The organism is Ruegeria sp. AP11 (assembly GCF_056535865.1).
In genome coordinates this window covers 2,072,336-2,086,141 of the sequence record NZ_JBQFJB010000001.1, presented here as the reverse complement: position 1 = coordinate 2,086,141, position 13,806 = coordinate 2,072,336, and the positions used below count along the sequence as shown (strand labels likewise).

Sequence of the window (13,806 nt, the reverse complement as noted above, 5' to 3'; positions counted from 1 at the left end):
GCCCCTTGACGCTGGCCGCGACAGGCACGACGATGCGCGCAAAATTGATAAAGAAGGGTTCTCTTATGACTGTTTTCCTTCGCCAGTGCTGCGGCGCGGCGCTGGCTTATGCCGTTGCAACTCAGGGCGCGTTTGCAGAAGTGACCGCCGATGATGTCTGGGCCGATTGGCAGGCCTATCTGGGCGGCATGGGCTATGAGGTGACAGGCGACCAGAGCACATCTGGCAACGTCACCACCATCGCGAACATGACCATGGCCGTCGTGCTGCCTGACACCGAAGACCAGTTCAACGTTGTCATCCCGGAAATGACCCTGGCCGAAAACGGCGACGGCACCGTCAATATCGGGTTCCCCGACAGCTTCCCGGTGTCGATCTCGGGCGAATCCGAGGGCGAGGCGTTTTCGGCCGACCTGCTGTACACTCAGGACGCCCTGAACATGGTGGTCTCGGGCACGCCCGAAGAAATGACCTATGACTATTCAGCAAACAGCCTGGCGCTGGCGCTGGATTCGATGAAGTTCGGCGACGAAACCGTCTCCAAGGACGTGCTGGACCTGAACATCGCAATGAATCGGGTCGCAGGCTCGTCATTGATGAAAATCGGCGAACTGCGCGACATAGCCCAGAAATTCACCGCAAGCAGCCTATCCTATGACGTGGCCTTTGACGAACCGGACAGTGACGACACCGGCCGGATCAGCGGCAAGCTGGACGATCTGGCGTTCGAGGGCGATACCACCATCCCTACGGAATTTGATGCGTCCAATGTGCAGGATTTTTATGGTGCCGGGTTTGCGGCCTCGGGCACGTTCACCTATGGCTCGGGCAGCACCGAGATGGCAGGAACCGCCGAGGGTGAGGCATTCTCGCTGAGCAGCAGTTCCGAAGGCGGTCAGTTCGCTGGCAGTATCGATGCGCAGCGCCTTGTGTATGATCTTGCGCAAAACAGCACCAAACTGGCGGTCACAACGGCTGATCTGCCCTTCCCCATCGAGATTGCGATGGCCAATGCCGGGCTGAAATTCGAACTGCCGATCGAAGCCTCGGAAGAAATCAAACCCTTCGGATTTGAACTGAATCTGACGAATTTCACCATGTCCGACGTGTTGTGGGGCCTGTTTGATCCGGCAGGCGCACTGCCTCGCGACCCGGCGACGATTGCGCTGGATGCGACCGGCACCGCCAAAGTGCTTGTCGATTTCATGGACCCCGAGGCGGTAGAAGCGCTCGAAACCTCGGACGCGGCACCGGGTGAGCTGCACTCGTTGAAGATCAACCAATTGCTGGTTTCTCTGGTCGGTGCGGAACTGACCGGTGACGGCGATTTCGCGTTCGACAACTCCAACACAGAGGCGTTTGACGGCATGCCTGCACCATCGGGTGTGGCCAATCTGAAACTCGTAGGTGCCAACGCCTTGCTGGATACGCTGATCAACATGGGTTTTGTGTCCGAAAACGATGCGCTGGGCGCTCGGATGATGATGGGCCTGATGGCGGTTCCGGGCGAAGAGCCCGATACGCTGAATTCGACCATCGAGTTCGCCGAAGACGGCCAGATTCTGGCCAATGGTCAACGGATCAAGTAATCCCGATACCGGGTCAGGCCGCCTGTGCGGCCTTCCCCGTCTCAGGCAGTCCCCACAATTGGGCCGCAGCCCTTGCGGGACGCACGCTCCGAGGCTAGGTCCAAGACATCAAGACCCCGGAGGCCTCATGAACAGAACACCTCAAGACATCAGCCAGGACTTGCTGGATGCGGCGCGCAAGGCGGGGGCCGAGGCAGCGGATGCCATTGTTATCGATGGCTCTTCCGTATCGGTCGAGGTGCGCGGCGGCGCGCTGGAACATGCGGAACGGTCCGAGGCCACCGATCTGGGTCTGCGTGTCTTTCTGGGGAAACGGCAGGCCATCGTCTCAAGCTCGGACAGCCGCCCCGAAACGCTGACCGCGATGGCGGAGCGCGCCGTTGCCATGGCCCGCGAAGCGCCCGAGGACCCGTTCACCGGCCTTGCCGACCCCGATCAACTGATCGGCGATTGGGATGTGGACGCGCTGGAATTGTTCGACCCGACGCCCGAGCCCGGTGCCGATGCCTTAATGCAGGATGCGCTGACCGCCGAGGCCACAGCGCTTGAGGTTGACGGGGTTACGCAGGTTTCGGATGCGGCGGCAGCCTATGACACCTTTCGCGTTCACCTTGCTGCAACCAACGGGTTTTCCGGTGGCTATGCACGCAGCAGCCGGTCCACATCCTGCGTCGCGATCTCGGGCGAAGGCACCGGGATGGAGCGCGACTATGACGGCGACAGCCGAAGCTTTCAGGCCGACCTGCGCAGCCCGTCCGAAATCGGCCGCTCGGCCGGTGAACGGGCGGTTGCGCTGGTGGGCGCGCGCAAGCCGCAAACCGGCAACTTTCCGGTTGTGTTTGACGAACGCATCTCATCCTCGCTGATCGGGCATCTGCTGGCCGCCAGCAATGGTGCCGCTATTGCACGCGGGGCTTCATGGCTGAAAGAATGCCTCGGGCAGCAGGTGCTGCCCGCGCATCTGTCATTGATCGAAGACCCTCACCGCCCGCGCATCTCAGGCTCGCGCCCGTTTGATGCCGAAGGTCTGGCAACGGAACGCCGGGCCATCGTCGAGGATGGCGTACTGACCGGCTGGACGCTGGACCTGTCCAGCGCGCGCAAGCTGGGGATGCAGTCGACCGGGAACGCCGCGCGTGGCGTATCAGGCCCTCCGTCGCCCAGCAACTGGAACCTCAGCCTGACGCAGGGCGAGTGCAGCCGCGCCGATCTACTAAGCGATATGGGAACGGGTTTGCTGGTGACCTCGATGATCGGGTCGACCATCAACCCCAATACCGGCGATTATTCCCGCGGGGCTTCGGGGTTCTGGGTGGAAAACGGTGAAATCACGCATCCGGTCAATGAATGCACCATCGCGGGCAACCTGCGGGACATGCTGATGCGGATCATCCCGGCCAATGATGCGCGGCCATACCTGTCGCGCGTGGTGCCGTCATTGCTGATTGAAGGGATGACACTTGCCGGCAACTGACCTGTCACTTCTGATCGATGCCGCGCTTGAGGCCGGAAAGATCGCCACCCGCTATACCGGGCCGCAAGCGCAGCGCTGGGACAAGCCCGATGGCGCGGGGCCGGTGACCGAGGCCGATCTGGCCGTCAACGCCATGCTGGAGCGCGACCTGCAAGCCGCCCGCCCGGGCTATGGCTGGCTGAGCGAAGAAACCGAAGACTCGGCGGACCGCCTGACTTGCGAGCGCACGTTCATCATCGACCCGATCGACGGCACCCGCAGCTTTGCCGAAGGCTCGCGCACCTGGGCGCATTCGCTGGCCGTGGCCGAACGAGGAGAGATTACGGCAGCGGTGATCTATCTGCCGATGCGTGATCTGCTTTATGCGGCGGCGCGCGGGCAAGGGGCGACATTGAATGGCGCCCCGATCCGGGTTTCGGGACAGATACACTTGTCCGAAGCCGAGATTTTGGCGGCCAAACCCAATCTTGATGCTCGGCACTGGCTGTCGGGTACGGCCCCCGCGTTCCAGCGCGTCTATCGCCCCTCACTGGCATACCGGATGGCGCTGGTCGCGCAGGGGCGGTTCGACGGGATGCTGACTTTGCGCCCGAGTTGGGAATGGGATATCGCCGCCGGGGACCTGATCCTGCGCGAAGCGGGGGGGCTGTGTTCGGACCGCATGGCCCAGCCTCTGCGCTTTAACAATGCCCATCCGCGCCTCAATGGCGTTGTTGCTGCCGGAACCGCCTTGCATTCCGAACTTCATGCCAGGCTTGACCCGAACGGTACCGGAATTTCCGCATGAGCAAATCGGGATCACTGAGCCTTGCGGCTTATCGGGTGCTGTCCTGGGGTGTTCCTCATAGCGGGGATTTCAACGACACCCCGCGCCCCGAAGGTGAGTTGCTGTGGGTTCATGTCAGCACACCCGACCGGTTGCAGGCCATCGACGATCTGTGCCGCCGCCTGCTGCCTGCACGGCCCGGCTTGTCCATTCTGATGACCGCGCCGCCCGATGCCGAACTGTCCGAATGGGGCAAATGCAGCTTTCCGATTGTCTCTTTGCCTGCAGAACAGACCGGTGCGGCGCGTGCCTTTCTGGATCATTGGCAACCGGACATGGTTCTGTGGTTCGGCGGGGGGCTGATGCCCAACTTCATCACCCGCGCGCAGGAGCGAGCCACGCCACTGGTCCTTATCGAAGCAACCGTGGACGTGAAAGCCGCGCGTGGTGGACGCTGGCTGCCGGATATCACCCGTTACACCTTTGATTGCTTCACCTCGATCATCACACCGACGGAAGAAACGGCCCGCCAAATCCGGCGTCTTGGCATAAACTCGTCCAAGATTTCCGTCGCGCCGCCGCTGCATATCAGCCCGAATCCCCATCCATGGCCCGAGGATGAGCTGATCAAAACCAATCACGCGCTGGCTGGGCGCCCCGTCTGGCTGGCCGCTTGGGTGCAGGACAAAGAGTTCATCTCGGTCCTCAGCGCCCACCGTCAGGCGTTGCGGATGTTGCCACGTCTGGCACTGGTGCTGCATGTGGCCGATATGTCCGAGGCCGCACCCCTGTACAAACGGCTGGAGGCGATGGATCTGCGCTGCGCCAACTGGGATGAAGGCCACCCGATCGAAGATACCACTCAGGTCATCCTTTCTTCTGACGCCGAGGATCTGGGCCTGTGGCATCGCGTTTCTTCGGTTACGTTCATGGGCAGTTCGCTGGAACGCGGTGCCGGTGGATACGATCCGCTGATCGCAGTTGCCCTGGGGTCGGCGGTGGTCCACGGACCTCATGTCGGCAAGTACCGGAATATCTATGACCAACTGGGGCAAGTACGGGCCGCGATGAGCGTCAAATCTGCGACCGAGCTGGGGGATGGTGTTGTGGAATTGCTGGCACCGGACCGTACCGCTGACATGGCGTTGGCGGGATGGAAAATGGTGACCGAAGGTGCTCCGCAGGCCGATCATCTGATCGATCTGGTTCAAGACACACTGGATCGTCGGAGGGCTGAAGATGCGCGCGCCTGAGTTCTGGAACACCGCCCCCGACCAGCTTGGTCTGCGCGCCCGATTGCTGGCTCCGCTTGGTCGCCTTTATGCGGCGGCTACTGCGCGCCGTGTGGCGGAAGGGCCCGGGTTTAAACTTGGCGTACCGGTCATCTGCGTCGGCAATCTGAACGCTGGCGGCACTGGCAAGACGCCAACGGTGATCTGGATGCTGGAACGCCTGCGCGACAATTGGCACCAGCCGCATGTGGTCACGCGCGGCCACGGCGGATCGTTGGAAGGGCCCGTCAAGGTTGAACCGCGCAAACACACCGCCGCGCAGGTCGGGGATGAACCCCTGCTGCTGGCCGCCTTCGCAGATGTCTGGGTCGCCAAGGATCGCGCAGCCGGAGCGCAGGCTGCCGCAGAAGACGGCGCGACGGCCATCGTGCTGGATGACGGGTTTCAGAACCCCGCAGTCGCCAAGGATTTCTCGGTCATCGTTGTTGACGCCGAGCGGGGCTTTGGCAACGGGCTGTGTCTGCCCGCTGGCCCTCTACGAGAGCCCGTCGCCTCCGGCCTGAAACGCGCCGATCTGGTGTTGTCGCTGGGCGCTGACGATGCGCAAGCCTCGTTCGCCAAGCGCTGGGGTCCGGCGCTGACCGTTCCCCATGCGAAAGGCGAAGTGCGCCCGTTGCAGACCGGAATGGACTGGGCAGAAACCCCGGTGCTGGCCTTCGCGGGCATCGGCCATCCCGAAAAGTTCTTTACCACCTTACGCCAGCAGGGCGCCCGGCTGTTGCGATCCGAGGCGCTGGATGACCACCAGCCGCTGACCTCGGCCCTTATGGCACGGCTTGAGAGTGAATCCCGAGCGCTGGGTGCCCAATTGGTCACCACCGAAAAAGACGCCGTGCGTCTTCCTGCCTCGTTCCGGAACAAGGTGCTGACGCTGCCGGTTCGTTTGCAAATCGATCAGGATGACAAGATCAAAGAGACGCTGGCGCAGGTCGCCCCATCCCCCTGAAACGCAGGCCAGCCCGTGGTGGGCTGGCCTGTTGAGAATTAGTTGCCGAGTTCGTCTTCGATCAGCTTTTTGAAATCTTCGTAAGACTGGTTGTCGACCTTCTTGCCATTCACAACGAATGACGGCGTCGCCTGAATACCGTCCCGTTCGGCGTTTTCCTGATACCAGGCGACCAGCGTCTGGGCACGGGCGCCATCCTGCAGGCAGGCCTCAAGCTGATCATTGTCGATACCGGCCAGACGACCGATCTTGCGCAGCTCGTCCACGATCTCGGCCGGGCCACCTGCGCTGGTCCATTCCGATTGGGTCTCATAGATCAAGTCGGTGATGCCAAAGAACTTCTCGGGACCCGCGCAGCGCGCCACCATCGAAGCCCACAGACCATAACGGTCAAAGTAGACCTCGCGATAGGTGAACTTCACCTTGCCGGTATCGATGAAATCCTTCTTCAACTGCTTATAGGCACCCTTATGGAAATTCGCGCAATGCGGGCAGGTGTACGAGGCATATTCGATGATCTCGACCGGCGCGTCCTCAGCCCCTTGCACCATCTCGACAATGGTCGAGGTGTCCAGATCGGCCTCTTGCGCCTCTGCTGCGCTGACCAGCGGATAGGCGGGGGTCGAAGAATTTGACAGCGACAGCCAGTAGCCGCCTGCGGCCACGGCGACGGCCGCACAGATTACGGTTGCGATACGGCTCATGCTCAGCCCTTTCTTAGTGTTTCTGTCTGGATAAAACGTTGCGCGCGAGACGTTCAAGGGCCGCACGCAAATCTTCATCATTTACATCACGTGACACTTTGTCCGCCTCAGCGACAATCTCGGGTGAAATCGCGGGTTTGGCTGCTTTCGGCTTGTGGTCGAAGCTGGCCTGCCCCTCGGCAAATCCGGTCGGAGCGGTCTGGGTGATGCGCACACGGCTGATCGCGTTGAATCCGTAAACCGCGTTCACCTTGTCGCGCAATTGCTCGCGCTGCATGTCCAGCATCGCGGCCTGAGGTCCGGTGGTCAGAACCGTCAACGTGGCCCCGAACCCACCTTTGGCATAGCCCACCTTCACTGGCTGGGCGATCGCGGCAATGTCCTGTCCGACGATCTCGGCCCAATGGGTCAACAGACGCGACACGGCGAAACCCCGGCTTTCCCCGGCGCGCCTGATCTGATCGTTCAACAAAGTCGCGGTGCGTTTGAACCCGCGGGTCGTGGACCGTTTGCGCTGCATCTGGTTTCCAACTCCTGTGCCGCTATTGTAATGGGCAGGAAACCGGGTACCAGCAAAACCCGACAGGGAGATGAATAAAACTTGCGCGATTCCGCTGAATTTACCGTGAGCGCTGCGTTGTTGGACTGGTATGACCGCCACGCCCGCGAAATGCCATGGCGCATCGGCCCTGCGCAGCGCGCGGAAGGTGTGCAGCCCGACCCCTATCGCATCTGGCTGTCCGAGGTGATGCTGCAGCAAACCACCGTCGCGGCCGTGCGCGATTATTTCACACGTTTCACCGCACGCTGGCCAAACGTACAGGCTCTGGCCGCCGCGCCAGATGATCAGGTGATGGCGGAATGGGCCGGGCTGGGCTATTACGCCCGCGCCCGCAACCTGCTGAAATGCGCCCGTGTGGTTGCGCAGGATTTCGGGGGACAGTTCCCCGGCAGCCATGACGCCCTGCTGAAACTGCCGGGCATCGGTCCTTATACCGCCGCCGCAATCTCGGCCATCGCCTTCGACCAGCCGGAAACGGTGTTGGATGGCAATGTCGAACGGGTGATGGCGCGGCTTTTCGATATTCACGACCCACTGCCGGGGTCCAAACCTTTGCTGAAGGACAAGGCGACCGCGCTGACCCCTGCGTTTCGGCCCGGCGATTACGCGCAGGCGGTGATGGACCTTGGGGCCACCATCTGCACGCCCAAATCGCCTGCCTGCGGTATCTGCCCGCTACGCGAGCCGTGCCGGGCCCGGATTGCCGGAACGCAGGCCGAACTTCCCCGCAAAACGCCGAAACAGCCCAAACCCACGCGTTACGGCCACATCTACATCGCCCAAGACGCTGATGGAGCGCTGCTGCTGGAACGCCGCCCCGACAAAGGCCTGCTGGGCGGCATGCTCGGCTGGCCCGGCTCGGACTGGTCGGACACCCCGCCCGAGGCCCCTCCGTTCCTCGCCAATTGGCAGCTTCTGCCGGGCGAGGTGCGCCACACCTTCACACATTTTCACCTGATCCTGCGCGTCTGGACCGCTGATCTGCCCGACGGAACGCCAACCGGCAATCTGATCCTGATCGGCAAGCACGCTTTTCGCCCCAGCGACCTGCCAACGGTGATGCGCAAGGCCCATGCGCTATGGCGCGGCCAATAGCGCGTTGTGAATCATGCGCGAACATGGCTAGGTGACGACACCAAACCCGAGCACCGATATGATCGAACAAGACACCCTGTCCCGCTGGCAATCCGCCCTGCCTTTCTGGATATCGATCCTGTTGATCCCGCTGATCTGGGCCGCAACGCTGGCAGGTGGCTGGTGGTTTCTTCTGGTCCCCCTGTCGACCTGGTGGGCTTTCGCTGTGTTGGACCGGTTGACCGGGTTGAACCTTGAAAATGCCGATCCCGATACACCCGATACTGGTTTGCGCTGGTACATCCTGCTGACCAGGATTTGGGCTCCGATACAATTTCTGACACTGTTTGGCCTGATCTGGTATGTCACCCGCTCGGACCTATCGACGCTGGAAAAGATCGGCATTTTCTTCGGCATGGGCGTGATTTCGGGCACGATCGGGATCAACTACAGCCACGAGCTGATGCACCAGACAGGTCGCCTTGAACGTTGGCTGGGCGATATCCTTCTGGCCATGGTGCTCTATTCCCATTTCCGGTCCGAGCATCTTCTGGTGCATCACCGTTATGTCGGCACACCGCGCGATCCGGTCACCGCGCGTTACAACGAAGGATTCCACCGCTTCTACCCCCGCGTGCTGCGCCAAAGCCTGATCTCGGCCTTCCGGGCCGAACGCGAAAAGCTCGCCCGCAAGGGCCGCCGGTGGAATGATTCCGCCAACCCCTTCTGGCGCTACTGGGCACTTCAGGGCGCAATGCTGCTGCTGGCTTTCCTGGTTGGCGGTTGGTCTGGTTTAGCCCTCTTCCTGCTACAGGCGGGAACAGCGATCTGGCAGCTCGAACTGGCCAACTATGTCGAGCACTACGGTCTGACGCGCAAATATCTGGGCGATGGAAAATACGAGCATGTCCGGCCCCGCCATTCCTGGAATGCCTCGCAAATGGCGTCGAACTGGTTGCTGATCAACCTGCAACGGCACTCAGATCACCACTACAAACCAAACCGCCGGTTTCCACTGCTGCAGCACCATTCGCAGGACGCGGCACCGCAATTGCCCTACGGCTATCCCGTGATGACCGTTGCCGCGATGGTACCGCCCCTTTGGCGACGGATCATGAACCCGCGCGTTAGGGCATGGCGGCGGCAATACTACCCCGAGATCACCAACTGGCAGCCCTATAACAAGGCGCAAAACCCCAAGCCCGGGGCATGACCGCAGCGCGCATCAGCGCGCTGCCCGGCCCAACCGTCCGGGCTGCATCTTCGATGCTGCTCTGACGGGCGGGAGCACCTCAGCCCGCCATCACCCAGACATCCATCGGCGCCTCGACCCCGCGCACGGCCTGTTGGTGCCTGGCTTCAAATCCGGCCATAACGTCCGGTGCGATTGGGTTCTCTTCTACAGCCCGCGCCCGTACGGCATCGCTTACAATGATGCGGGCTTTGAAATCCCGGGTCAGCGCCTCAAGCTTGGCGGCGACATTCACCGCATCTCCGATCACCGCAAATTCCAGACGGTTCGCGCCGATATCCCCCAACACGACCGAACCGTAATGCACACCGATCCCGACATGAATCTCCGGCTCACCTGCCCGGCGGCGATCGAGGTTCCAGCGATCGATCACCTCAGCCATCGCGCGGGCACAGCCCAACGCGTTGCTCGCATCCATGGGCGTTGGCACCGGCGTGCCGAAGGTGGCCATCAACCCATCCCCCAGATATTTGTCCAACGTCCCGTGATGACGGAACACCTCGGTCTCCATCCGGGCGTGAAAACCGCGCAAGACCTCGATCACCTCGTAAGGATCGCGCCCTGCCGCGTATTTGGTGAACCCGACAATATCGATGAACAGAACCGCAACATCCTCTTTGCGTATCTGTTTCAATGGCTCGTCGTTCTGGCTCAACTCGTCCACGACATTGGGCGAGAAATAACGCGACAGGTTGGCCCTCTCACGCTCCAACCCTGCGTTGCTCATCAACAGATGATTCAGGCGGCGCATCGAGACGCCCAGCGTGACGGCAACCATAACGAACACGATTACCTGCTGGACCCGCAGGGTCGGCATGAAACTGTTGGGATCCAGCATCTCGGCCACATCCGGGTAGCCTGACAGAGCTTCCGCGATGCGCTCACTGATCTCCGGAATGGGCGTGGATACCCACCAGGCGATGATCCAGCCCGCTGTCCACATCCCCGCGGTCCAGGTGCCGATGGCGATCACCGTGCGCCAGGAATAGGCCAACGTACCTGCGGCCAGAATGATGAAGAAATACTGGAAATTGTCGAACCGATACTGCATCGCCAGCGGCCGTACATCGTCGCTGAACGGGTTGGGGGCGATCATGCCCAATGTCATGATCAGCAGGTCCACGAAGATCAAAAGCAGTTCGGTCCGGGACTGCCCCACCCGACCCGCACGCCGGATAAACCAGCCATTGGCACAGATCAGAAGCAGGATGAAATGATACCAGAGCACCTCCCACTGGGGGTTCAGATAGATCAACAGCAGCGCGGTCAGCCCCATCGCCACCCAGCGGGCGCGCACAGCCAATTCCAGCCCTTCACGCTTGTGCCGTTCCAGCGCGGCCTCGGTATATTTGTTATCCAGATCGAATGTATCGGGCTGCGTGAAGAACAGGCTGCGGGGTCTGCGCGCGGTGGTCTCGGTCATGGCCGTGAACTTTCTTGCGACAAATAGGGGCTGCCCCATGCAATCACTGTTGGGGCAAAAACAAAAGACCCCGCCGTAACATCGGCGGGGCAAGGCGTAGTGCCTTGTGTCAGGCCACAGGCACCGGCGGTATTGGTAATATCAGCTGTGCATCTCGGCCCTGATCTGCTGGCGCAGCACGTCGATGGGCACGATTTTGCCATCGCGTTTAAAACACCAGTAGGTCCAGCCGTTGCAGGAGGGCGCGTTTTCCAGATGTGCCCCCACCTGATGGATCGAGCCTTTGACGTTGTCGCCCACCAGCGTGCCATCGGCGCGCACCTTGGCCTTGTGGCGCTGGTTCATGGAATACAGCTCCTCGCCCGGGCGCAACATGCCGCGTTCGACCAACTGGCCAAAGGGTACGCGTGGCTCGGCACGCTTGCTGGCGCTGACTTCCAACGCTTCGCGGTCGAATTTGCGCACCTTGGCGATGCGTTTCTCGGCCACCTTGCGATAGCTTTCCTCGCGCTCAATGCCAATGAATTCGCGACCCAGCATCTTGGCGACGGCGCCGGTGGTGCCGGTGCCGAAGAACGGGTCAAGGATCACGTCGCCCGGATTGGTGGAACCAATCAGAACCCGATGCAACAGCGATTCCGGCTTCTGCGTCGGATGCGCCTTGTCGCCGTTTTCATCCTTCAGACGCTCATGTCCGGTGCAGATCGGCAGCACCCAGTCGCTGCGCATCTGCACACCTTCGTTCAGCGCCTTCAGCGCCTCATAATTGAAAGTGTATTTCGCACCTTCGCGCTTGGAGGCCCAGATCATCGTCTCATGCGCGTTGGTGAACCGCTTGCCGCGGAAATTCGGCATCGGGTTCGATTTGCGCCACACCACGTCATTCAGAATCCAATAGCCCGCATCCTGCAGGGCAGACCCCACGCGGAAGATATTGTGATACGAGCCAATCACCCAGATCGCGCCATTGGGTTTCAGCAACCGATGCGCCGCCTTCAGCCAGTCGCGCGTGAACTGGTCATAGGCCCCAAAGCTGGAAAACTGATCCCAGTGATCATCGACCGCATCCACCTGAGAGTTATCGGGCCGGTGCAACTGTCCTTTCAGTTGCAGGTTATACGGGGGATCTGCAAAGATCAGGTCAACCGACGCCTCGGGCAGACTGTTCATCACCTCGATGCAGTCTCCGGATAGAATCGTGTTTAAAGGGAGCGCGGCTGCGCCCTTTGTCTTGATTGTGGTCATATCACTGCCTCAGTTCCACGGCGCTTTTGCGCTCATTTGGTTGAGACTAGGATGAGTCAAAGACGAATCGCCGTCAATTTCTTTTTTGAATCAGCAACTTACGATTTACTCTTGATACAAGATATTGTGGACGGGTTTGAACGAACGTCTATGGTGTGGGGTCACGCCAAGATTTCGCAACGCGTCGCGGTGCTGTTTCGTCGGATAACCGGCATTTGCCTCCCATCCATAGCCGGGATGCTGTTGCGCCAAATCCACCATCAGCCGATCGCGCCAGTTCTTGGCCAGGATCGAAGCCGCCGCAATTGACACCGACCGCGCATCGCCTTTGACCACCGCCTCGGCCAATATCGTCAAACAACGTGGAATCAAGTTGCCGTCGATCAGCAGATAATCCGGCGCCGGGTTCAGCGCGGCCACCGCACGCTCCATCGCCAGATGAGAGGCGCGCAGGATGTTGTGCTCATCGATCTCGGCCACGGTGGCCTCGGCAATCGCCACATCGGCGCGCGCGCGCAACGCGTCGTCCAGACTGACGCGACGCTTGGCCGTCAGCTTCTTGGAATCATTCAACCCATCGGGAATGTCGTCCGGGTTCAAAACTACCGCTGCGGCAACAACCGGTCCGGCAAGTGGCCCGCGCCCAACCTCGTCCACCCCGGCAATGCGAAGATATCCGCGCGCCTGCAGGGCCTTTTCAAGTTCATAATCAGGTATCGACATCCTCTTGGCAAACCGCGTTTCCGCCACGGGCGCAAGAAAAAAGAAGAGGGCAGCTTGCGCCACCCTCTTCCATGTGGCGCTTCTTTGGCACCACTCCTGCTCGAAACCGATTACTGGTAAACGACACGGTATCCTTTCTGGCGCAGGCAAGTGGGTTCGTAGGCCCGTATTACCGTCTTACCATTCCAGAAACCAACCTTGCACTGGTAGGGCAGGCTATTTGCATGTTTGTAGTGCTTCTTAAGGCAATTCGGCCCAAGCAGCGGACGCTTTTTCGAATAGCCGTCAAAGGTGCGCAGGCAGCGCTGCGGCAAATCATAACGCGCAACGCGCTTGGGCAGCGGGCGGACGTGATGTTTGTTCACGGGCTTCCTGACATTGGGATACACGTATTGCGGCTTCGGCTTGTACTGATGCCTGCGCACCTCAACCTGCTTACGATTTTGTTTTTGATAGTGGTTGACCGCCGCACCGATGATGGCGAGCGCGGCAAGGCCGCCAATGATATCTCCGGTATCCGCCGCCCGCGCCTGAGACGCGGAAACTCCGGTGATGGCGATGGCGGTGGCGACGATCAAAGCGATGAATTTACGATGCATGATGCGTGTCCTTTCGGATGATGAGGCAGGCCCGTGACGGACCGCGTATTTGATGCCCCGACAGTGCGGCCACCCCCTTCAGACAAGCAATAACGGCACCCTGTTATCGGATATCACGACCTCAAACCCCCTGAGGTTATTGAATATCCGTACAACC

General features: G+C 60.8%; 13 protein-coding genes. 7 read left to right on the top strand and 6 right to left on the bottom strand.

All coding sequences use genetic code 11. From position 1 onward, the window contains the following. Positions 1-65 precede the first annotated feature (65 nt). From ACR3E4_RS10590 to lpxK, 5 genes are all read left to right on the top strand, one after another. The gene (locus ACR3E4_RS10590; RefSeq protein ID WP_480534368.1) at positions 66-1,589 is read left to right on the top strand and encodes a DUF2125 domain-containing protein; all 1,524 of its coding nucleotides are present in this window, start codon (positions 66-68) and stop codon (positions 1,587-1,589) included. A gap of 127 nt (positions 1,590-1,716) precedes the next feature. Further along, on the top strand, positions 1,717-3,063 hold the full coding sequence (locus ACR3E4_RS10585; RefSeq protein WP_480534370.1) for a TldD/PmbA family protein: 1,347 nt from the start codon (positions 1,717-1,719) through the stop codon (positions 3,061-3,063). Further along, positions 3,050-3,850, top strand: coding sequence for an inositol monophosphatase family protein (locus tag ACR3E4_RS10580; protein WP_480534372.1), 801 nt, complete (start codon positions 3,050-3,052; stop codon positions 3,848-3,850). Before ACR3E4_RS10585 ends, ACR3E4_RS10580 begins: the two co-directional genes overlap by 14 nt. Then, complete coding sequence (locus ACR3E4_RS10575; protein WP_480534374.1) at positions 3,847-5,082, top strand: 3-deoxy-D-manno-octulosonic acid transferase; 1,236 nt, start codon at positions 3,847-3,849, stop codon at positions 5,080-5,082. The genes ACR3E4_RS10580 and ACR3E4_RS10575 overlap by 4 nt, the downstream gene beginning before the upstream one ends. Beyond that, entirely contained in the window at positions 5,069-6,067 is a 999-nt protein-coding gene (gene lpxK / locus ACR3E4_RS10570; protein WP_480534376.1) for a tetraacyldisaccharide 4'-kinase, read from the top strand. Before ACR3E4_RS10575 ends, lpxK begins: the two co-directional genes overlap by 14 nt. Before the next feature lie 38 nt (positions 6,068-6,105). Here the strand turns inward: lpxK and ACR3E4_RS10565 are convergent, their stop codons facing one another. Next, positions 6,106-6,771, bottom strand: coding sequence for a DsbA family protein (locus ACR3E4_RS10565; protein WP_480534378.1), 666 nt, complete (start codon positions 6,769-6,771; stop codon positions 6,106-6,108). 13 nt (positions 6,772-6,784) lie between these two features. Further along, complete coding sequence (locus tag ACR3E4_RS10560) at positions 6,785-7,291, bottom strand: DUF721 domain-containing protein (RefSeq protein ID WP_480534380.1); 507 nt, start codon at positions 7,289-7,291, stop codon at positions 6,785-6,787. Between the two features lie 81 nt (positions 7,292-7,372). On the opposite strand from ACR3E4_RS10560, the gene mutY reads away from it, so the two are divergent. Both mutY and ACR3E4_RS10550 read left to right on the top strand, forming a co-directional pair. Beyond that, positions 7,373-8,428 carry an A/G-specific adenine glycosylase gene (gene mutY, locus ACR3E4_RS10555; RefSeq protein ID WP_480534382.1) on the top strand — a complete coding sequence of 352 codons (1,056 nt, stop codon included), beginning with the start codon at positions 7,373-7,375 and terminating at the stop codon, positions 8,426-8,428. A gap of 58 nt (positions 8,429-8,486) precedes the next feature. Then, positions 8,487-9,620, top strand: coding sequence for an alkane 1-monooxygenase (locus ACR3E4_RS10550; RefSeq protein ID WP_480534384.1), 1,134 nt, complete (start codon positions 8,487-8,489; stop codon positions 9,618-9,620). Positions 9,621-9,699: 79 nt separating this feature from the next. On the opposite strand, the gene ACR3E4_RS10545 is transcribed toward ACR3E4_RS10550, so the two are convergent. From ACR3E4_RS10545 to ACR3E4_RS10530, 4 genes are all read right to left on the bottom strand, one after another. Beyond that, positions 9,700-11,082 carry an adenylate/guanylate cyclase domain-containing protein gene (locus ACR3E4_RS10545; protein WP_480534386.1) on the bottom strand — a complete coding sequence of 461 codons (1,383 nt, stop codon included), beginning with the start codon at positions 11,080-11,082 and terminating at the stop codon, positions 9,700-9,702. 141 nt (positions 11,083-11,223) lie between these two features. After that, positions 11,224-12,327 carry a DNA methyltransferase gene (locus ACR3E4_RS10540; protein ID WP_480534388.1) on the bottom strand — a complete coding sequence of 368 codons (1,104 nt, stop codon included), beginning with the start codon at positions 12,325-12,327 and terminating at the stop codon, positions 11,224-11,226. Positions 12,328-12,432: 105 nt separating this feature from the next. After that, on the bottom strand, positions 12,433-13,050 hold the full coding sequence (locus ACR3E4_RS10535; RefSeq protein WP_480534390.1) for a ribonuclease HII: 618 nt from the start codon (positions 13,048-13,050) through the stop codon (positions 12,433-12,435). A 110-nt stretch (positions 13,051-13,160) separates the two neighbouring features. Next, complete coding sequence (locus ACR3E4_RS10530; RefSeq protein WP_480534392.1) at positions 13,161-13,649, bottom strand: hypothetical protein; 489 nt, start codon at positions 13,647-13,649, stop codon at positions 13,161-13,163. Positions 13,650-13,806 lie beyond the last annotated feature (157 nt).